The organism is Pseudomonas sp. B21-047 (genome assembly GCF_024748775.1).
Lineage (GTDB): Bacteria > Pseudomonadota > Gammaproteobacteria > Pseudomonadales > Pseudomonadaceae > Aquipseudomonas > Aquipseudomonas capeferrum.
In genome coordinates this window covers 1,736,221-1,756,252 of record NZ_CP087169.1, presented here as the reverse complement: position 1 = coordinate 1,756,252, position 20,032 = coordinate 1,736,221, and the positions used below count along the sequence as shown (strand labels likewise).

Sequence of the window (20,032 nt, the reverse complement as noted above, 5' to 3'; positions counted from 1 at the left end):
GGTCTCTTTGCCGCAACGCTTGGAGTGCAATCTCCCGTGTCAGTTCTGCGCCTACCGCAACTGTCGGCCACGGCCGGCAAACAAACCTGGGGCAACCTGCCCGGTGCCGCCCTCAGCCTTGCCATTGCCGAAGCCGCCAGCAGCGCTGGCCGCTTTACCCTGCTGCTGACGGCAGACAGCCAGGCCGCCGACCGTCTGGAACAGGAGCTGCGCTTCTTTGCCCCAGACCTGCCGGTGCTGCCCTTCCCCGATTGGGAAACCCTGCCCTACGACCTGTTCTCGCCACACCAGGACATCATCTCCCAACGTATTGCCAGCCTGTACCGGCTGCCGGAGCTGAGCCACGGCATCCTGGTGGTGCCGATCACCACCGCCCTGCATCGCCTGGCGCCGACCCGCTTCCTGCTGGGCAGCAGCCTGGTGCTGGACATCGGCCAGACCATCGACGTCGAGCAGATGCGCACGCGCCTCGAAGCCAGCGGCTACCGCTGCGTCGACACGGTGTACGAGCATGGCGAGTTCGCCGTGCGCGGCGCCCTCATCGACCTGTACCCCATGGGCAGCAAATTGCCCTACCGCATCGACCTGTTCGATGACGAGATCGAAACGCTGCGCACCTTCGACCCCGAGACCCAGCGCTCGATCGACAAGGTCGACTCGGTGCGCCTGCTGCCGGCGCGCGAGTTCCCGATGCAGAAAGAGGAAGTGACCCGCTTCAAGGCCCGCTTCCGGGAGCGCTTCGACGTCGACTTCCGGCGCAGCGCGATCTTCCAGGACCTGGCCAGCGGCATCATCCCGGCCGGCATCGAGTACTACTTGCCGCTGTTCTTCGAAGAAACCTCGACCCTGTTCGACTACCTGCCCAGCGATACCCAGGTGTTTTCCCTGCCCGGTGTCGAGCAGGCGGCCGAGCACTTCTGGAACGACGTGCGCGGGCGCTACGAAGACCGCCGTGGCGACCTGAGCCGGCCATTGCTGCCGCCTGCCGAACTGTTCCTGCCGGTCGAAGACTGTTTCGCCCAGCTCAAGCAATGGCCGCGGGTGGTGGTCAGCGCCGAAGACGTCGACCCTGGCGCCGGCCGTGAGCGCTTCCCGGCACGCGCCCTGCCGGACCTTGCCATCGAGGCCAAGGCCAATCAGCCGCTGGCCGCGCTGGCCGGGTTCCTCGACCAGTTCCCCGGGCGGGTACTGTTCACCGCAGAATCGGCGGGCCGTCGCGAAGTGCTGCTGGAATTGCTCGAGCGCCTCAAGCTGCGCCCCCACACCGTCGAAGGCTGGACCGACTTCATCACCGGCTCCGAGCGCCTGGCGATCACCGTCGCGCCGCTTGACGAGGGCCTGGTGCTGGACGACCCGGCCATCGCCCTGGTGGCCGAGAGCCCGTTGTTCGGCCAGCGCGTGATGCAGCGCCGGCGCCGCGACAAACGTGGCGAAGCCGCCAACGATGCCGTGATCAAGAACCTCACCGAGCTGCGCGAAGGCGCGCCGGTGGTGCACATCGACCATGGCGTGGGCCGCTACCTGGGCCTGGCGACCCTGGAGATCGACGGCCAGGCCGCTGAGTTCCTCACCCTGGAATACGCCGAGAACGCCAAGCTTTACGTGCCGGTGGCCAACCTGCACCTGATTGCCCGCTACACCGGCAGCGACGACGCCTTGGCGCCGCTGCACCGGCTCGGCTCCGAGGCCTGGCAGAAGGCCAAGCGCAAGGCCGCCGAACAGGTGCGCGATGTCGCTGCCGAACTGCTCGACATCTACGCCCGCCGCGCCGCCCGCAAAGGCTATGCCTTCGCCGACCCGGCCGCCGACTACGCCACCTTCAGTGCCGGCTTCCCCTTCGAGGAAACCCCCGACCAGCAAAACGCCATTGAAGCCGTGCGCGCCGACATGCTCGCGGCCAAGCCGATGGACCGCCTGGTGTGTGGCGACGTGGGCTTCGGCAAGACCGAAGTGGCCATGCGTGCGGCCTTCATCGCCGTGCACAGCGGCCGCCAGGTGGCGGTACTGGTGCCTACTACCCTGCTCGCCCAACAGCACTACAACAGCTTCCGCGACCGCTTCGCCGACTGGCCGGTGACCGTCGAAGTGATGAGCCGCTTCAAGTCGGCCAAGGAAGTGGCCAGCGCTGCGGCAGACCTTGCCGAGGGCAAGATCGACATCCTCATCGGCACCCACAAGCTGCTGCAGGACGATGTCCGCTTCAAGGACCTGGGCCTGGTGGTGATCGACGAAGAGCACCGCTTTGGCGTACGCCAGAAGGAACAGCTCAAGGCGCTGCGCAGCGAAGTGGACATCCTCACCCTGACCGCCACGCCGATTCCACGCACCCTGAACATGGCCGTGGCCGGCATGCGCGATCTGTCGATTATCGCCACGCCGCCGGCGCGACGCCTGTCGGTGCGCACCTTCGTCATGGAGCACAACAACAGCACGGTCAAAGAAGCACTGCTGCGTGAACTGCTGCGCGGCGGCCAGGTGTATTACCTGCACAACGATGTGAAAACCATCGAAAAATGCGCCGCAGACCTCGCCGAACTGGTGCCGGAAGCACGCATCGGTATCGGCCACGGGCAGATGCGCGAGCGCGAGCTGGAACAGGTGATGAGCGACTTCTACCACAAGCGCTTCAACGTGCTGATCGCCTCGACCATCATCGAGACCGGCATCGACGTGCCCAGTGCCAACACCATCGTCATCGAGCGTGCCGACAAGTTCGGCCTGGCCCAGCTGCACCAGTTGCGCGGCCGGGTCGGGCGCAGCCACCACCAGGCCTACGCCTACCTGCTGACCCCGGCACGGCAGAAGGTCAGCAGCGACGCCGAGAAACGCCTGGAAGCCATCGCCAATACCCAGGACCTGGGGGCCGGTTTTGTTCTGGCCACCAACGACCTGGAAATCCGCGGCGCCGGCGAACTGCTTGGCGAAGGCCAGAGCGGGCAGATCCAGGCCGTGGGCTTCACCCTCTACATGGAAATGCTCGAACGCGCCGTCAAGGCGATCCGCAAGGGCAACCAGCCGAACCTGGAGCAACCGCTCGGTGGCGGCCCAGAGATCAACCTGCGCCTGCCAGCGCTGATCCCCGAAGACTACCTGCCCGATGTGCATGCACGGCTGATCCTCTACAAGCGCATCGCCTCGGCGGCCGACGAAGAGGGCCTCAAGGACCTGCAGGTCGAGATGATCGACCGCTTCGGCCTGCTGCCCGAGCCGACCAAAAACCTGATGCGCCTGACCTCACTCAAACTGCAGGCGGAAAAGCTCGGCATCAAGAAAGTCGATGCCGGCCCCAACGGCGGCAAACTCGAGTTCGAGGCCGAAACACCGGTCGACCCGCTGACCTTGATCAAGCTGATCCAGGGCCAGCCCAAACGCTACAAATTCGAAGGCGCCACCCAGTTCCGCTTCCTGGTCCCGATGGAGCGCCCCGACGAACGTTTCAACACCCTTGAGGCGCTGTTCGAGCGCCTGACCCCACAGCCTGCCTAAGGAAGATCCATGCGTGCCATCCGTTGCCTGACCCTGCTGCTGGCGCTGTTCGCGCCAACAGCCTTTGCCGAAGGGGTGTATCAGGTAGAAATGATCCTGGTGCGGCAAAACAGCGTGCCCGCCTTCACCAGCCCGTTCGCGCCCGAAAACTGGCGCGCCGACGGCAACCCCCTGGACAAGGCGGCCGAGCGCCCGCTGGGCCTGGAGGACGAGGTCACCCGCCTGCAGGCCACCGCCGACTACACCGTGCTCATGCACAAGGCTTGGCAGCAGCAGGCCGGCAGCGAGCCCAGCCGCATCGCCCTGAGCGAGGGTGAAGAGCAGTTCGGCCACTTCCCCATCGAAGGCAACCTGAGCATCGCCGAAGGCCGCTTCATTGCCGTGCAGGCCAACTTCTGGGTCAACCAGCTCGACAGCAACGGTAGCGTGCTGCGCAGCGAGCAATTCAAGCAGAGCAACAGCAACGTCAAGGCTGGCCAGCTGACCTTCCTCGACGGCGGGCACCTGGCGGTGCTGCTGAAGGTGACCCCGGCCGGGATGCGCAAACTGCCGGCACTGGACCCGGAGATGATGGAGCAGTGATGTGAGCGAGAGCGATGCGCAGTTCTTCGTCCGCGAGCATGACGGGTGGACGTTCACGTTTGACCGCAAAACCCTGCAGCGCGGCCTGGATTATGCCGAGGATGGCAGGAGCAAGATCGTATCGATCCTCGACCTGACCATCCGCGCTCAATGTGCGGGTTCCGGCGGCCGCGAATACTACCAACGCATCGAACTGGACATGACCGAGGACGGCCTTGAATGCGAGGGAACGTGCTCGTGCCCGGTCGGTGACAATTGCAAGCACTGCGCGGCGGCGCTCTATGTGCTGGAACGTGGCCCGGACTTTATCGAAGGCGCGCCAGACCAGCCCCTTGCTGCCACGCAGTCAGCGCAGCAATCCCTTGAACTGCCCCCCGAACTCGCGCACTGGGTGGAGGCGCTGGAACTACCAGCCGCACCCACCGCGGAGCCTGCCAAGCGAAAAGGCCCCGCACTCTACTACGTGGTGAGCAACAACCATGGCCAATGCATGCTCAGCGTCTTCAAAGGCACCCGGCAGGCCGATGGCACCTTGAAGCTGGGCCGCCCCAGTTCGATGCCCGAGCTCATCTACTACACGCCCAAATACGTGACCGATGAGGACTTGCGCGCACTGCGGCTGATCGATGCCCTCGGCAAGGATTACAGCCTGCCGATCGCGCGACTGGAAGGCAAAAAGGGCGCCGAACTCTATGAGTATGCGCTGGCCACCGGCCGCTTGCTGTATGACGAACAACAGGCTCCACTGGCCCAAGGCCCGGACCTGCCTGCCGAATTTCGCTGGGTGCGACTGGACAACGGTAGCTATCGCGGCGCCTGGCACCATGATGAACATGCCCACCGGTTGGCACTGCCGCTCGACCCACTCTATTACGTGGACACCCAGAACGGGCAGACCGGCAAGCTGCTGCATGACCTTGACCCGTTCATTGCCAGTCAGTTGGCGAGTGCACCCACGGTTCCCGAGCACCTGATCATTCCGTTGAGCCATCGCTTGAATGCGCTGAACCGGCAGGTGCCGACCCCCACAACCGTGCGCAGCGAACAGATCGATGACATCCAGCCGCGCCCTCACCTGACCTTGGGCAGCCTCGAATTCAGCGCCTACATGCCCAAGACCGGCCGCATGCAGCGCCAGATGCAGCACCGTGCCGCGCTGTCGTTCGACTACGATGGCCTGCGCACCCGCGGCAACGACGACAAGCCACTGACCCGCCTGGTCGATGCCACCAGCCAGCGCATTCGCCGCCAGCCCAAAGCCGAGCAGGCACTGCGCAAAGCCTTGCGCGACCTGGGCTTCAAGGCCGCCACCCGGCAGAGCAAAGCCCTGCCCGACAGCGCCGGCGAGATGCACCAGTTGCCGGATGACGAGGCCTGGCTGCACTTTGCCCGCAACGACTTGGCCCGCCTGCGTGAAGACGGCTGGGTGATCGATATCCACCGTGATTTTGCCTTCAACCTGCAAGAGGTGGACGACTGGTACGCCAACATCGACGAAGCCCCCGGCCATGAATGGTTCGACCTGGAGCTGGGCATCGTGGTCGATGGCCAGCGCCACAGCCTGCTGCCGATCGTGCTGCAGTTGCTGCGCAGCAACCCGGAGCTGCTGCGCGCCACCGAACTGGCCCGGCGCAGCGATGACGAACACCTGCTGATCGACCTCAACCGCGGCCGCCTCGACAGCCCTGCGTTGCGCGTCGCCCTGCCCTACGGCCGCATCAAGGCCGTCATGGGCACCCTTGGCGAACTGTACCTGCATGAACACGCCGCAGGCCCCTCGCTGCGCCTGGACCGTGCAGATGCCGCGCGCCTGAACGAACTCGATCACCTGACGTTGCACTGGGAAGGTGGTGCGCATGTGCGCGATTTGGGCAAGCGTCTGCGCGATGCGCGCGACCTGCAGGTCGCGCCGCCCACGCAGCTGAACGCCACCCTGCGCCCCTATCAGCAACAAGGCCTGAACTGGTTGCAGGCCCTGCGCGAAATGGGTACCGGCGGCATCCTCGGCGATGACATGGGCCTGGGCAAGACCCTGCAGGCCCTGGCGCACCTGCTGCTGGAAAAACAGTCCGGGCGCCTGACCGCCCCGGCCCTGGCTGTGATGCCGACCAGCCTGGTACCGAACTGGCTCGACGAAGCCCAACGCTTCGCCCCCGACCTGCGCGTGCTGGCGTTACACGGCCCGGGGCGCAGCAAGCATTTTGCCGCGCTGCACGACTACGACCTGGTCCTGACCACCTACGCCCTGGTACCCCGCGACCTCGAACACCTGCGCGCGCAGCCTTGGCACCTGCTGGTGCTCGACGAGGCGCAAAACATCAAAAGCAGCACCAGCAAGGCGGCCCTCGCCGTCTGCGAATTGCAGGCCGAACAACGCCTGTGCCTGACCGGCACGCCCATGGAAAACAACCTCGGCGAGTTGTGGTCGATCTTCCACTTCCTGATGCCTGGCTGGCTGGGCGACCTCAAGCACTTCAACCAGGCCTACCGGACCCCGATCGAACGCCATGGCGATACCGAGCGCCTGGCCCACCTGGCCAGCCGCATCCGCCCGTTCCTGCTGCGCCGAACCAAGGAGCAGGTAGCCACCGAGCTGCCTGCCAAGACCGAAATGGTCCACTGGGTCGAGCTCAGCGATGCCCAGCGCGACACCTACGAAGCCGTGCGCGTGGCCATGGACAAGAAGGTCCGCGACGAGATCGCCCGCAATGGCGCCTCGCGTAGCCAGATCATCATCCTCGACGCCCTGCTCAAGTTGCGCCAGGTGTGCTGCGACCTGCGCCTGGTGAAGGGCGTTGAAACCAAGGGCAACCAGGCCGACAAGGGCAAGCTCGGGGCGCTTCTGGAAATGCTCGAAGAGCTGCTCAGTGAAGGCCGCCGGGTATTGTTGTTCTCCCAGTTCACCTCGATGTTGGCACTGATCGAGCAGGAACTGCAGAAGCGCAAAGTCCGTTACAGCCTGCTGACCGGCGACACCCGTGACCGCCGCACACCGGTGCAGGCATTCCAGCAGGGGGACAGCGAGGTGTTTCTGATCAGCCTCAAGGCAGGTGGCACCGGGCTGAACCTGACGGCTGCAGACACGGTGATCCACTTCGACCCCTGGTGGAACCCGGCAAGCGAGAACCAGGCCACCGACCGCGCTTACCGCATTGGCCAGGACAAGCCGGTGTTCGTGTTCAAGCTGATCACCCGCGGCACCGTGGAAGAGAAAATCCAGTTGTTGCAACAGGAGAAGGCGGCACTGGCCTCGAGCCTGCTCGATGGTGGGCAGGCAGGGCAGTGGCGGCTGGGGGATGAGGAGATCGAAGCGCTGTTCGCGCCGCTGCCTGGCAAGCGCGGGCGCTGAGCTTACGGCGTCCGCTTGGGGTTTACGGCGCCTTCAGAATCGAGCGCCGCGCGGGCGGCGCTCGATTCCCAACACACCTCAAGCCTCAAGACATACGCCTCTTGGCCAAACTCAGTCGATCAACTGCGCCTCTTTCAAGGCCCCCAACGCCTCCAGCCAACGCGGCTGCTGGCGGTAATCGGTACGTGCAAAGCCCTGCCCCTGCATCCGCGCAATGCGCGGCGAAGGCTTGACCTTGAGCCGCTGCGCCGCACTCAATGCGAGCTCCGCCGCCGCCCGGTCATTGCACACCAGGCCCATGTCGCAACCGGCGCTCAAGGCCGCCTCGATCCGGTTGGCGGCATCCCCGACCACGTGCGCACCGGCCATGGACAGGTCGTCACTGAAGATCACCCCGTCAAAGCCCAACTCGCCCCGCAGGATGCCCTGCAACCAACGCCGCGAGAAGCCCGCCGGCTGGTTGTCGACCTGCGGATAGATCACGTGCGCCGGCATTACCGCCGCCAGTTGCCCGCTGAGCCGGGTGAACGGCACCAGGTCCGCCTGGCGCAACTGCTCAAGGCTGCGCTCGTCAGTGGGGATGGCCACATGGGAATCGGCCTCGGCCCAACCATGCCCCGGGAAATGCTTGCCACAGGCCGCCATGCCCGCAGCGTTCATGCCACGGATAAAGGCCGCCGCCAACTGCGTGGCACGCTGCGGGTTACCTTCGAAGGCGCGGCTGCCGACCACGGCGCTGCGCTGGTGATCCAGGTCCAGCACCGGCGCAAAGCTCAGGTCCAGGCCTACAGCCAACACCTCGGTGGCCATCAACCAGCCGCATTGTTCCGCCAGGTACTCGGCGTTGTCGTTGTCGGCCAGCGCACGCATGGCCGGCAGGCGCACGAAACCTTGGCGCAGCCGCTGTACCCGACCACCCTCCTGGTCGACCGCCAGGATCAACTCAGGGCGAATCGCGCGGATCGACGCACACAGTTCGCGCACCTGGCGCGGGCTGTCGATGTTGCGGGCAAAAATGATCAAGCCGGCCACTTCAGGCTGGCGCAGCAGGTGACGGTCTTCGGCGGTCAGCCATTTACCGGCGATGTCCACCATCAGGGAGCCTTGCAGGCTGACGGTCATGGGAAATCCTTTATTGAAGACTTAAAGAAGCCCACTGGGGGCAAGCCGCCTGTTCGATGCGCACGCGGCAATGGGCCGGCACCCGGTCGAACAGGGCAAGCAAATCGGTGTTGTGCAGGCGAATGCAGCCATCGGACAGCGGCACGCCCAAAGGTTCGCTCAGCGGGGTGCCATGCAGGTAGATATAGCGCCGGAACGTGTCGACCGCACCCAGGCGGTTGACGCCCGGCTCGCAGCCACTGAGCCAGAGTATGCGGGTGAGCACCCAGTCACGCCCGGGGAACTGCGCCTGCAGCTCGTGCGACCAGACTTCGCCGGTCCAGCGCCGCCCGCGCAACACTGCGTTCAGCGGCAGGCCCGCGCCAATTTTTGCCCGCACCTGATGCAGCCCGCGCGGGGTGCAGCCCGAACCGTTGCGCTCGCCAGCGCCGTTGCGCGCCGTAGAAACCACCATGCGCACGCACAGCCGCCCCTGGGTGAACCCATAAAGGCACTGGTCGGCAAGGGATATGTGCAAAAAATCGAGATCGGGCATGGGCGCTAGCTTAGCCGAAGCGCCCTGCCCCGCCCAGCCTTCAGGCCTTGGCGGTGGTGGCGCTGGTGCTGGTCTTGCTGCGTGGGCGCAGCTGGGCCGCTGCCATCGCTTCGTCGGTAACCCCGCTGTCGGCGCGCATGCCCGCAGCCAGGAATGGCACCATCAGGCGCATGACCTGTTCGATCGAGGTATTGATGCCGAAATCGGTCTCGGCGATGGCACGCAGGGCCTTGATGCCGGACATGCTGAACGCGGCGGCGCCGAGCATGAAATGCACGCGCCAGAACAGCTCCAGCGGCGGCACCCGTGGCGCAGCCTCGTTGACCAGCAGCATGTAGCGGCGGAACACCTTGCCGTACATGTCTTCCAGGTAGCGGCGCAAGTGCCCCTGGCTCTGACTGAAAGCCAGCCCCAACAGGCGCATGAAGATGGACAGGTCGTTATTGCTGCGCGGCTGAACGGCCAGGGCCTGCTCGACGAGCATTTCCAACAGCTCTTCGAGGCTGGGCTTTTGCTCCGGGCGCGCCTGACGACGCTCCAGCTCACGCTCGAGGCTGGCACAGAACGGCCCAAGGAAGCGCGAGAACACCGCCTGGATCAGGGCCTTCTTGGAACCGAAGTGATAGTTGACCGCTGCCAGGTTCACCCCGGCCTTGCTGGTAATCAGCCGCAACGACGTTTCTGCAAACCCTCTTTCCGCGAACAACTGCTCGGCAGCATCGAGAATGCGTTCAACGGTTTCCGATTGGGCCATGATTATTCCGCCAGACAAACAGGTGTTTGAAACATACGTTTCAGCCCTGCTTCTGTCAAGGCTCGGTGACCGGGCGGTCGCCATTTAAAAGCGCCCCATTACACGCTGCAAGCGACAAGTTGGCCCGCGCGGCACTTTTTGTTGTTGCTTGGCGCTTGCAGCTCATCCAGTACTGTATATAATCCCAGTCACTGTATAAAAAGACAGAGCGCTCACCATGTTGAAACTGACGCCACGCCAAGCCGAAATTCTCGCGTTCATCAAACGTTGCCTTGAAGACAACGGTTTCCCTCCGACGCGCGCTGAAATCGCTCAGGAACTGGGCTTCAAATCGCCCAACGCCGCCGAAGAGCACCTCAAGGCCCTTGCCCGCAAAGGCGCCATCGAGATGACCCCGGGCGCATCCCGCGGCATCCGTATCCCGGGCCTTGAAACCAAGGCCGAAGAGAACGGCCTGCCGATCATTGGCCGGGTCGCAGCCGGCGCACCGATCCTCGCCGAGCAGCACATCGAGCAATCTTGCAACATCAACCCGAGCTTCTTCCACCCTCACGCCGACTATCTGCTTCGCGTACACGGCATGAGCATGAAGGATGTCGGCATCTTCGACGGCGACCTGCTGGCAGTGCACACCTGCCGCGAAGCCCGCAATGGCCAGATCGTCGTCGCCCGCATCGGTGACGAGGTGACCGTCAAGCGCTTCAAGCGCGAAGGCACCAAGGTCTGGCTGCTTGCCGAAAACCCCGAATTCGCCCCCATCGAAGTCGACCTGAAAGAACAGGAACTGGTGATCGAGGGCTTGAGCGTCGGCGTCATACGCCGCTGATCCAGGAGGCGCCATGCAGCAGTTCATTCACGCACCCGAGCAAGCCCAGTTGCCACTGTTCGAAGCATTTCTAGCCCAGCCCATCCTGCCCGGCCTGAAAGCCAGTGAGCAGGCGCGCAAGATCAGCCAGCCCGATCTGTTCAGCGAGCTGTCGCTGCGCGGCGCTGCCGGGCACTGCCAGAGCCTGTTGGCCCCGGTGCTGCGCGAACTGAGCGAAGAGGACGATGCCCGCTGGTTGACCCTGATCGCCCCACCCGCAAGCCTGACCCAGGCCTGGTTGCGCGATGCCGGCCTCAACCGCGAACGCATCCTGCTGCTGCACCCTCGTGGCAATCAGAGCCCACTGCAACTCACTTGCGAAGCGCTGCGCCTGGGCCGCAGCCACACCGTGGTCAGCTGGCTTGGCAGCGTCAATGCCAGCGCGCGTCAACTGCTGCTTCGCTCAGCCAGTGCCGGAAACGCACAAAGCCTGAACATCCGCCTCGGCTGATGTTCAGGCTTTGCCTGTCACTCAGAAACCGCTGATACCCTGCACGCCGATCAATGCAGAACGCGAGGGCCTTCTTCGCGTTCGAGCTCGCCGTCCATCAGGCGACCTGCCATCTGCACGCCCACACTGAGCATGGCCTTGGCCACTTCCACATGCTGACCCTGCAGGAACACCTTGGCGTCTTCCGAGAAATCCAGGGTTACCAGAGAGCCCTCATCCTCCGCACGACGCAGTTCGATCCGGCCATCAGGCAACTCGACAATTTCCAGAAAAGACGTAGACATAAAAGGCTGTTCTCCACGAAAGGCCAGCATTGTACCAGCCGCAGCGGCTATCAGCACTCACTCAACGCGTCACGGAAACGTCTCACCAAGCTTTTGAGGTTGCTGCGCCAGCTTTCCAATTCTTCACGCGACAGCGCGGGTTGCTCGGGCTCATCGAGATTGACGGCCTGGATCAACGGCTGGGTGACATCGGTTTTAGGCGTTTTTTTCGCGACCGGTGGTCGGAACAGATCGGCATAAGCACTGAGCATTTGCGCCAGCCAGGTTTCCCGCTGGCGGGACAATTCCAGCAGCTCGGCCACCTCCGGGATAGCAATCTCATTGAAAGCATCGCCAGCCAGCAGCTGCTCGACATTAGCCCCTGCCGGCAAGCGGTAGAAACCGCCGATCTCATGGCACAGCCCCAGCAGAGCACCGTACAGGTGGAACAGTGCCGATTCGCGTTCGGCCTGGACCAGGCCCTGGGCGTTCATGGCCTGGCCCTGTTCGGCCTTGGCCATGGACTCGAGTGCGAGGCCTGCGAAGAACAGCTTCTGATTGGTGCGGGTGTAGAGTTCCTGGGCCATTTCATTGCCCTCCCCTGAGATGCAGAACGATTGCAGCCAGTTTCCGGCAAGCCCTGCCCGGCCGCAAGCTGAATGTCCCTGAAATGACTGGGGGCCGCAAAGCGGCCCCCAGTTCAACGCCAATCAGCGTTTGTCTTCAACCTTCCACGCATTACCGTCGTAGAACGCCTTCCAGCCGGTCGGCTTGCCATCGACCTCGGACTGCACATACTGCTCCTTGGTCTTGCGGCTGTAGCGAATTACCGCTGGACGCCCTTCCGGGTCTTTCTGCGGTGCATCGCAGAGGAAGTGGTACTTCGGATCGATCTCATGCTTGTGCGGGACAATCTCCAACACCAGTGGTGCACGTGTCTCGCGGTTTTTCGGGAACTGGCTGGCCGCCAGGAACAACCCCGAAGCACCGTCACGCAACACGTAGGTGTCATCGACCTTCTCGCACTTGAGCTCCGGCATGTCCACCTTGTCCATCTTCGGTGGCGCCGCCTCACCGCTCTTGAGCAGCTTACGGGTGTTCTTGCACGCAGGGTTGGTGCAACCGAAGAACTTGCCGAAGCGGCCGGTCTTGAGCTGCATCTCGCTGCCACACTTGTCGCACTCCAGGCTCGGCCCTTCGTAGCCCTTGATGCGGTAGCTACCCTCTTCGATCTCGTAGCCCACACAGTCCGGGTTGTTACCGCAGATGTGCAGCTTGTGCTTCTCGTCCAGCAGGTAAGCGTCCATCGCCGTGGCGCAGATCGGGCAGCGGTGCTTGCCCAAGAGAACACGGGATTCCGACTCGCCTTCATCGTCCGCTGCAATTTCGTCACCCGGCACCAGGTTGACGGTTGCCTTGCAACGCTCCTTGGGCGGCAGGGTGTAGCCCGAGCAGCCAAGGAACACGCCCGTCGAGGCGGTGCGAATCATCATTGGGCGACCACATTCCTTGCAGGCAATGTTGGTCATGGTCGGCTGGTTGGCACGCATGCCGTTTTCGGCCGACTCGGCTGTCTGCAGTTTTTTGCTGAAGTCGCCGTAGAACTCGTCGAGCACGTTCTTCCAGTCACGCTCGCCCTGGGCCACGTCGTCGAGGTTTTCTTCCATGCCGGCGGTGAAGCCGTAGTCCATCAGGTTGGCGAAGCTCTCGGACAGGCGCTCGGTGACGATGTCGCCCATCTTCTCGGAGTAGAAGCGGCGGTTGTGCAGTGTCACATAGCCACGGTCCTGGATGGTCGAGATGATCGCGGCGTAGGTCGACGGGCGGCCGATGCCGCGCTTTTCCATTTCCTTGACCAGGCTGGCTTCGGTGAACCGCGCCGGTGGCTTGGTGAAGTGCTGGCTCGGGTCGATCTGGATCAGCTTGAGCGCTTCACCCTGGACCATCTCCGGCAGTACGTCGTCTTCGCCAGGCTTGCTCTGTTGCGGCAGCACACGGGTGTAACCGTCGAACTTGAGGATACGGCCCTTGGCACGCAGCTCGAAGTCGCCAGCGGCTACAGTGACGCTGGTGGACAGGTACTGCGCCGGCGGCATCTGGCAGGCCAGGAACTGGCGCCAGATCAACTCGTACAGGCGCTCTGCGTCGCGCTCCATGCCACTGAGCTTGGTCGGGTGGGTGTTGACGTCGGAAGGACGAATCGCTTCGTGCGCCTCCTGAGCCCCTTCCTTGCTGCTATACACCAGCGGGTTTTCCGGCAGGTACTGCTTGCCGAACTCGCGCTCGATGTAGCCACGCGCCATGTCCAGGGCATCAGCCGACAGGTTGGTCGAGTCTGTACGCATATAAGTGATGTAGCCGGCTTCGTACAGACGCTGGGCCATCATCATGGTTTTCTTCACCCCGAAGCCCAGGCGGTTGCTCGCCGCCTGCTGCAAGGTGGAGGTAATGAACGGCGCCGACGGCTTGCTGCTGGTCGGGCGGTCTTCTCGCTTGACCACGCTGTAGCTGGAAGCCTTGAGCTTCTCCAACGCAGCCATGGTCTGTGCTTCATTCAGCGGCTTGAAAGCCTCACCCTTCTCGCGCGCCACTTCGAAACGCACCTTGGCGTTCTTGGCGGTGCCGAGGTCGGCGTGGATCTCCCAGTACTCTTCGGGGATGAAGGCGCGGATCTCGCGTTCGCGCTCGACCACCAGCTTCACCGCTACCGACTGGACCCGGCCGGCCGACAAGCCACGGGCAATCTTGGCCCACAACAGCGGCGAAACCATGTAGCCAACCACGCGATCGAGGAAGCGTCGCGCCTGCTGGGCATTGACGCGGTCGATGTCCAGCTCGCCCGGTTGCGAGAAGGCCTCCTGGATGGCCTTCTTGGTAATTTCGTTGAACACCACGCGCTTGTAGCGGCTGTCGTCACCACCGATGGCTTCGCGCAGGTGCCATGCGATGGCCTCCCCTTCGCGGTCCAAGTCGGTTGCGAGATAGATGGTGTCGGCGTCCTTGGCCAGGCGGCGCAGTTCTTCGATCACCTTTTCCTTGCCAGGCAGGATCTCGTACTTGGCCTTCCAGCCGTGATCGGGGTCGACCCCCATGCGCGCCACCAGTTGGCGGCGTGCCTTTTCTTTCGGCGAAAGGGCCGGCGCCTCACCCGCAGCCTTGCCACGCTTGGCGGCCGGCTCTTTGCTAGCGCTGGCCGAACCGCTGGTGGGGAGGTCTCGGATATGGCCGATACTCGACTTCACCACGTACTGGTTGCCCAGGTACTTGTTGATGGTCTTGGCCTTGGCCGGGGATTCCACAATGACCAGCGATTTGCCCATGGATCGGAGTATTCCTGAATCTGAAAGATGAAAAACGCGTCAGGTGCCAGACGCGGCACCGCTATATATAGTGGCAAAAGAGTGAGGTCAAGCGCGGTCGTTCACACGTGCGACTTGCCAAGCAACCCTGGCAGCCCCTCTTCGGCCTTGACCAAAGCAAAGCGTGGCACCTGCTCGCCGTCAACCTCGACGGACTCCTGGAACATCGAAAGGGGGCGTACCCAGAACCCGTAATCACCATACAGGCATTGGTAGAACACCATCCACTCTTCGCTCTCGGAGTGCTGCGCAACACTGAAGACACGGTACTCAGGCCCCTTGTAGTGCCGGTATACGCCTGGCTGTATCTGCATGCTACTCACCCTCTTGAACAAATCTTGTAAAAAACAAAAACCGGGGCACATGGCCCCGGCTGCTGTCCCGCAACGCGATCAGACGCGTTCGAAGACAGTGGTGATGCCCTGGCCGAGGCCGACGCACATGGTAGCGACCCCCAGAGTACCGCCATTCTGCTTCATGACGTTGAGCAGGGTGCCGGAAATCCGTGCCCCAGAGCAACCGAACGGGTGGCCCAAAGCAATGGCGCCGCCGTGCAGGTTAACCTTCTCATCCATCTTGTCGAGCACTTTCAAATCTTTGAGCACTGGCAGGGCCTGTGCAGCGAAGGCTTCGTTGAGCTCGATGAAGTCGATATCGGCCATGGTCAGGCCGGCGCGCTTGAGGGCTTTCTGGGTCGACGGCACCGGGCCGTAGCCCATGATCGCCGGGTCGACACCGGCCACGGCCATCGAGCGAAGCACCGCCAATGGCTGGATACCCAGGTCCATGGCACGCTGGCCAGACATGACGATCATGCACGAAGCGCCGTCGGTAATCTGCGACGAAGTACCGGCGGTAACGGTGCCACCTTTGGGGTTGAACGCAGGCTTGAGCGACGCCAGCCCTTCGAGGGTGGTTTCCGGGCGAATGGTCTCGTCGAAATCGAAGACCTTCAGGAAGCCGTTCTCGTCATAGCCCTGCATCGGGATGATCTCGTCCTTGAACTTGCCTTCGACCGTCGCCTTGTGGGCGAGCTGGTGCGAACGCAGGCCGAACAGATCTTGCTGTTCGCGGCTGATGCCATGCATTTTGCCGAGCATCTCTGCAGTCAGGCCCATCATTCCGGAAGCCTTGGCGGCATGCAAGGACAGGTGCGGGTTGGGGTCGACGCCATGCATCATGCTGACGTGGCCCATGTGCTCGACACCCCCGACCACGAACACATCGCCATTGCCAGTCATGATTGCCTGGGCAGCGGTGTGCAGCGCACTCATCGACGACCCGCACAGACGGCTGACGGTCTGCGCCGCCGACGTATGCGGGATCGGGGTCATCAGCGAGGCCATGCGGGCGACGTTCCAGCCCTGCTCCAGGGTCTGGTTGACGCAGCCCCAGATCACATCCTCGACCTCTTTAGGGTCGACCTTGCCGTTGCGTTCCAGCAGCTTGGTGATCAGGTGCGCGGACATGTCTTCGGCGCGCGTGTTGCGGTGCATGCCACCCTTGGAGCGGCCCATTGGTGTGCGACCGAAGTCGACAATCACCACGTCTCTTGGATTGAGGCTCATATCAAATCTCTCGCTCTACTCTTGCGTTGGCCGCTCAGTTGAAGAAACGCTGGCCGCTCTTGGCCATTTCGCGCAGCTTCGCGGTCGGGTGGTACAGCGGCCCCAGGTCGGCGTACTGATCGGCCAGGGCGACGAATTCGGCGACACCAATCGAGTCGATGTAGCGCAGCGCACCACCGCGGAACGGAGGGAAGCCAATGCCGTAGACCAGCCCCATGTCAGCTTCGGCGGCGGTCTCGACAATGCCGTCTTCCAGGCAGCGCACGGTCTCCAGGCACAGCGGGACCATCATCCAGTTGATGATGTCGTCGTCGCTGACTTCACGTTGCTCGAACACGATTGGCTTGAGCACGTCGAGCACGGCGGCATCGAACACCTTCTTCGGCTTGCCGCGCTTGTCGGTCTCGTAGGCGTAGAAGCCTTTGCCGTTCTTCTGGCCCAGGCGGTTGGCCTCGTACAGGGCGTCTATCGCCGAGCGGCGCTCGTCTTTCATGCGGTCCGGGAAGCCCTCGGCCATGACGTCGCGGCCATGGTGGCCGGTGTCGATGCCGACCACGTCCATCAGGTATGCAGGGCCCATGGGCCAGCCGAAGCGCTCCATGACCTTGTCGATGCGCACGAAGTCGACCCCTGCACTGACCAGTTTGGCGAAGCCGCCGAAGTACGGGAACAGCACGCGGTTGACCAAAAAGCCCGGGCAGTCGTTGACCACGATCGGGTTCTTGCCCATCTTCTTGGCGTAGGCCACGGTGGTGGCAACCGCCACATCACTGGACTTCTCGCCACGAATCACTTCGACCAGCGGCATCATGTGCACCGGGTTGAAGAAGTGCATGCCGACGAAGTTCTCGGGGCGCTTGAGCGCCTTGGCCAGCAGGTTGATGGAGATGGTCGAGGTGTTGGACGCGAGGATGGCATCCTCTTTCACCTGGCCTTCGACTTCTGCCAGCACAGCTTGCTTGACCTTAGGGTTCTCGACCACGGCCTCGACGACGATATCGACGTTGGCGAAATCACCGTAGGACAGGGTCGGACGGATGGCATTGAGTGCTTCAGCCATCTTCGCCGGGGTCAGGCGGCCCTTCTCGACGCGATTGCCCAGCAGCTTGGAGGCTTCATTCAAGCCCAGCTGGATGGCGTCCTCGCGGATGTCCTTCATCAGAATCGGCGTGCCCTTGACCGCCGACTGGTAGGCGATACCGCCACCCATGATGCCGGCGCCGAGCACGGCAGCCTGCTTCACGTCGTGGGCGATTTCGTCATGGGCCTTGGCCTTGCGCTTGAGCTCCTGGTCATTCAGGAACAGGCCGATCAGGCTCTCGGCAACCGAGGTCTTGGCCAGCTTGGCAAAGCCAGCGGCCTCGATTTCCAGGGCCTTGTCACGGCCGAAGTTGGCGGCTTTCTGAATGCTCTTGATCGCTTCGACCGGCGCTGGGTAGTTCGGCCCAGCCTGGCCGGCAACGAAGCCCTTGGCCGTCTCGAACGCCATCATCTGCTCGATGGCATTGAGCTTGAGTTTTTCCAGTTTCGGCTGGCGCTTGGCCTTGTAGTCCAGCTCGCCGCTGATGGCGCGCTTGAGCAGGTCAAGGGCACCAGCCTGCAGCAGCTCCGGGGCGACCACGGCATCGACGGCGCCTACTTTCAGGGCGTCTTCGGCGCGGTTTTCCTTGCCGGCCGCAATCCACTCGACAGCGTTGTCCGAGCCGATCAGGCGTGGCAGGCGCACAGTACCGCCAAAGCCTGGGTAGATACCCAGTTTGACTTCAGGCAGGCCAATCTTGGCGCTGCTGGACATGACCCGGTAGTCGGCCGCCAGGCACATTTCCAGGCCGCCGCCCAGGGCGATGCCGTTGATGGCGGCTACGGTCGGCACTTCGAGGTCTTCGAAGGCGTTGAAGATGCGGTTGGCTTCCAGGTTGCCAGCGACCAGTTCGGCCTCGGGCAGCTTGAAGTTGTCGACGAACTCGGTGATGTCGGCGCCGACGATGAACACGTCCTTGCCACTGCTGACGATTACGCCTTTGACCGAAGCGTCGGCCTTGATGGCATCGACGGCTTGGCGAAGCTCGTTCAGGGTCAGGCGGTTGAATTTGTTGACGGACTCACCCTTGAGGTCGAACTTGAGTTCGACGATGCCACTTTCAAGAGCCTTAACCGTGATGGCTTTACCTTCGTAAATCATCAACTGATCTCCACGATATGGAAGCTAACTGTACACGCCGGTCGCTGCTGCCCAGGCAGGCCATGTGGCCCTGCCCAGGCACACCCGTCAGCGCGCTAGTCGGGACTATGAACGAGCCGTGTGACATACAAACGCTCAATTCATACGCCCGTTTGATTTGGGTGTGCACACATTCTCCGAAAAGATCAGCGTTGTCAAATGCTCACGCACAGAGTGAAAACACGACTTTCCGGTCATTTTGTAGCGTCTGGGTACTAAGCATGACGTCAGTGATCACGGGGCATTCATGTCAGCGATTGACCACGAGAAGGAGGGCGTGACCCTGCGAGGGGAAGATTTTTCCGGCATTTCACTGGCAGCCGACTACACTGCCAATGGCTTCAAGCATTCCCGGCCTGCCTGGCCTTTTCTGCGCAGCAGAACGCAAAGCGGCGACTTGGCACCCCACCCCTTCAGGGGCTCTGCCAAGCCGCCGCTTTGTCGTTAAGCCATGTGTCAGGCGAGCGTTTCGAAGACCTGGGCAATATCCTGCAATACAGATTTATCGCCCCGTTCGGTCCAGTACAAGGCGATCATGCGGGGGTCGGCTTCGACCTTGTAGACGCTGGCGGGCAAGCGCGCAAAGGCCTCGGCAAGGCGCGGGTCCTCACACGGCTCGCGCCACTGGTTCCACCACACGCCCGGCGTGACCTGCCAGTAACAGAAGCTGTCCTCACGCCCCCGGCGCCGTGCGCAATGGTACTGCGGGCAGGGGCTTGGCGGCTCCTTTTCCAGCCAGTGCGGCCACTGCTGGGGCGCCAGCTGCATGGCCAGCCCCATGCGCCGCGCTTCCAGGCGCAGGTTCATCTGCTCGCTCTGCTTGCGCGACGTGCGCAACCAGGAAAGCGGGCTGAGAATCAGCGCAAGGATTGACACCACCAGCAATACCGTCATATCAGTAGACCCCATAAAGCGTTGCAAATGAGCTGGTTAGCCATTTTTCACGGAAGACCCGCCCGAAAGCGACCATACTTCTTCTATCGCGATTGTCAGGAGTACCGCTCATGTCCTACGAACATCTTCTGGTTGCCGTCGACCTGACCGAGGAATGCGACCCGGTGATCAAGCGTGCCATGGCGCTGGCAGCGCCGTACAACGCCAAGGTCTCGCTGGTGCACATCGTCGAACCCATGGCCATGGCTTTTGGCGGTGACGTCCCCATGGACCTGTCGCAACTGCAACAACAGCAGTTCGACCAGGCCAAAGAGCGCATGGACCGCCTATTCAACAAGTACCCGGGCATCCAGCGCGGCGATTCGCACCTGACCTACGGCCAGCCACGCCAGGAAATCCACCAACTGGCCAAGGACCAGAAGTGCGACCTGATCGTCGTGGGCAGCCATGGCCGGCATGGCCTGGCGTTGCTGCTGGGCTCCACCGCCAACGATGTACTGCACGGCGCACCCTGCGATGTGCTGGCAGTGCGCTTGCTGAAGAAGGAATGAGTTGACCTGTGCCAGCTTCTTCGCGGGTTTAC

General features: G+C 62.9%; 16 protein-coding genes. 6 read left to right on the top strand and 10 right to left on the bottom strand.

What is annotated here, in order from left to right:
- The first annotated feature begins 36 nt into the window (after positions 1-36).
- From mfd to LOY26_RS08025, 3 genes are read left to right on the top strand one after another with little or no spacing between them, the layout of a single operon-like run.
- Positions 37-3,486: a transcription-repair coupling factor gene (gene mfd / locus LOY26_RS08035; protein WP_186654043.1), complete on the top strand. Its 3,450-nt coding sequence runs from the start codon at positions 37-39 to the stop codon at positions 3,484-3,486.
- A gap of 9 nt (positions 3,487-3,495) precedes the next feature.
- On the top strand, positions 3,496-4,068 hold the full coding sequence (locus tag LOY26_RS08030) for a CsiV family protein (protein ID WP_033700403.1): 573 nt from the start codon (positions 3,496-3,498) through the stop codon (positions 4,066-4,068).
- A 1-nt stretch (position 4,069) separates the two neighbouring features.
- Positions 4,070-7,417: a DEAD/DEAH box helicase gene (locus LOY26_RS08025; protein ID WP_258714563.1), complete on the top strand. Its 3,348-nt coding sequence runs from the start codon at positions 4,070-4,072 to the stop codon at positions 7,415-7,417.
- A gap of 111 nt (positions 7,418-7,528) precedes the next feature.
- Here LOY26_RS08025 and nagZ read toward each other — a convergent pair whose 3' ends face one another.
- Genes nagZ through LOY26_RS08010 form a run of 3 tightly spaced genes read right to left on the bottom strand, consistent with a single transcriptional unit; the run spans position 7,529 to position 9,828 of the window.
- Positions 7,529-8,527 carry a beta-N-acetylhexosaminidase gene (gene nagZ, locus LOY26_RS08020; RefSeq protein ID WP_186654231.1) on the bottom strand — a complete coding sequence of 333 codons (999 nt, stop codon included), beginning with the start codon at positions 8,525-8,527 and terminating at the stop codon, positions 7,529-7,531.
- Between the two features lie 22 nt (positions 8,528-8,549).
- Entirely contained in the window at positions 8,550-9,074 is a 525-nt protein-coding gene (locus LOY26_RS08015; RefSeq protein ID WP_258714562.1) for a L,D-transpeptidase, read from the bottom strand.
- 40 nt (positions 9,075-9,114) lie between these two features.
- Entirely contained in the window at positions 9,115-9,828 is a 714-nt protein-coding gene (locus LOY26_RS08010; protein ID WP_033700410.1) for a TetR/AcrR family transcriptional regulator, read from the bottom strand.
- A gap of 217 nt (positions 9,829-10,045) precedes the next feature.
- Between LOY26_RS08010 and lexA the strand changes: the two genes are divergently transcribed.
- On the top strand, positions 10,046-10,654 hold the full coding sequence (gene lexA / locus LOY26_RS08005) for a transcriptional repressor LexA (RefSeq protein WP_033700412.1): 609 nt from the start codon (positions 10,046-10,048) through the stop codon (positions 10,652-10,654).
- 13 nt (positions 10,655-10,667) lie between these two features.
- Entirely contained in the window at positions 10,668-11,144 is a 477-nt protein-coding gene (gene sulA, locus LOY26_RS08000; protein ID WP_033700413.1) for an SOS-induced cell division inhibitor SulA, read from the top strand.
- A gap of 50 nt (positions 11,145-11,194) precedes the next feature.
- Here sulA and LOY26_RS07995 read toward each other — a convergent pair whose 3' ends face one another.
- The 7 genes from LOY26_RS07995 to LOY26_RS07965 all read right to left on the bottom strand — a co-directional run bounded on the left by LOY26_RS07995 (position 11,195) and on the right by LOY26_RS07965 (position 19,449).
- Complete coding sequence (locus LOY26_RS07995) at positions 11,195-11,428, bottom strand: hypothetical protein (protein ID WP_028632474.1); 234 nt, start codon at positions 11,426-11,428, stop codon at positions 11,195-11,197.
- Positions 11,429-11,478: 50 nt separating this feature from the next.
- The gene (locus LOY26_RS07990) at positions 11,479-11,994 is read right to left on the bottom strand and encodes a DUF6586 family protein (protein ID WP_033700416.1); all 516 of its coding nucleotides are present in this window, start codon (positions 11,992-11,994) and stop codon (positions 11,479-11,481) included.
- Positions 11,995-12,117: 123 nt separating this feature from the next.
- Positions 12,118-14,727 carry a type I DNA topoisomerase gene (gene topA, locus LOY26_RS07985; RefSeq protein WP_033700418.1) on the bottom strand — a complete coding sequence of 870 codons (2,610 nt, stop codon included), beginning with the start codon at positions 14,725-14,727 and terminating at the stop codon, positions 12,118-12,120.
- Positions 14,728-14,828: 101 nt separating this feature from the next.
- On the bottom strand, positions 14,829-15,080 hold the full coding sequence (locus LOY26_RS07980; protein ID WP_033700421.1) for a DUF1653 domain-containing protein: 252 nt from the start codon (positions 15,078-15,080) through the stop codon (positions 14,829-14,831).
- Positions 15,081-15,158: 78 nt separating this feature from the next.
- A complete protein-coding gene (gene fadA / locus LOY26_RS07975; protein WP_258714561.1) occupies positions 15,159-16,334 on the bottom strand; it encodes an acetyl-CoA C-acyltransferase FadA in 1,176 nt (391 codons plus the stop codon).
- 34 nt (positions 16,335-16,368) lie between these two features.
- The gene (gene fadB, locus LOY26_RS07970; protein ID WP_258714560.1) at positions 16,369-18,516 is read right to left on the bottom strand and encodes a fatty acid oxidation complex subunit alpha FadB; all 2,148 of its coding nucleotides are present in this window, start codon (positions 18,514-18,516) and stop codon (positions 16,369-16,371) included.
- A 495-nt stretch (positions 18,517-19,011) separates the two neighbouring features.
- Positions 19,012-19,449, bottom strand: coding sequence for a hypothetical protein (locus LOY26_RS07965; RefSeq protein WP_258714559.1), 438 nt, complete (start codon positions 19,447-19,449; stop codon positions 19,012-19,014).
- 110 nt (positions 19,450-19,559) lie between these two features.
- Here LOY26_RS07965 and LOY26_RS07960 point away from each other — a divergent pair, with 110 nt between their 5' ends.
- Complete coding sequence (locus LOY26_RS07960; RefSeq protein ID WP_258714558.1) at positions 19,560-20,000, top strand: universal stress protein; 441 nt, start codon at positions 19,560-19,562, stop codon at positions 19,998-20,000.
- The last annotated feature ends 32 nt before the right edge of the window (positions 20,001-20,032 follow it).

What these genes read in the sequence shown, in the direction of transcription:
- topA (WP_033700418.1), bottom strand. Translation starts at nt 14,727, where the DNA reads ATGGGCAAATCGCTGGTCATTGTGGAATCCCCGGCCAAGGCCAAGACC.
- fadB (WP_258714560.1), bottom strand. Translation starts at nt 18,516, where the DNA reads ATGATTTACGAAGGTAAAGCCATCACGGTTAAGGCTCTTGAAAGTGGC.
- LOY26_RS07980 (WP_033700421.1), bottom strand. Translation starts at nt 15,080, where the DNA reads ATGCAGATACAGCCAGGCGTATACCGGCACTACAAGGGGCCTGAGTAC.
- LOY26_RS07990 (WP_033700416.1), bottom strand. Translation starts at nt 11,994, where the DNA reads ATGGCCCAGGAACTCTACACCCGCACCAATCAGAAGCTGTTCTTCGCA.
- lexA (WP_033700412.1), top strand. Translation starts at nt 10,046, where the DNA reads ATGTTGAAACTGACGCCACGCCAAGCCGAAATTCTCGCGTTCATCAAA.
- fadA (WP_258714561.1), bottom strand. Translation starts at nt 16,334, where the DNA reads ATGAGCCTCAATCCAAGAGACGTGGTGATTGTCGACTTCGGTCGCACA.
- LOY26_RS08015 (WP_258714562.1), bottom strand. Translation starts at nt 9,074, where the DNA reads ATGCCCGATCTCGATTTTTTGCACATATCCCTTGCCGACCAGTGCCTT.
- LOY26_RS08030 (WP_033700403.1), top strand. Translation starts at nt 3,496, where the DNA reads ATGCGTGCCATCCGTTGCCTGACCCTGCTGCTGGCGCTGTTCGCGCCA.
- sulA (WP_033700413.1), top strand. Translation starts at nt 10,668, where the DNA reads ATGCAGCAGTTCATTCACGCACCCGAGCAAGCCCAGTTGCCACTGTTC.
- LOY26_RS07965 (WP_258714559.1), bottom strand. Translation starts at nt 19,449, where the DNA reads ATGACGGTATTGCTGGTGGTGTCAATCCTTGCGCTGATTCTCAGCCCG.
- LOY26_RS07995 (WP_028632474.1), bottom strand. Translation starts at nt 11,428, where the DNA reads ATGTCTACGTCTTTTCTGGAAATTGTCGAGTTGCCTGATGGCCGGATC.
- LOY26_RS08010 (WP_033700410.1), bottom strand. Translation starts at nt 9,828, where the DNA reads ATGGCCCAATCGGAAACCGTTGAACGCATTCTCGATGCTGCCGAGCAG.
- LOY26_RS07960 (WP_258714558.1), top strand. Translation starts at nt 19,560, where the DNA reads ATGTCCTACGAACATCTTCTGGTTGCCGTCGACCTGACCGAGGAATGC.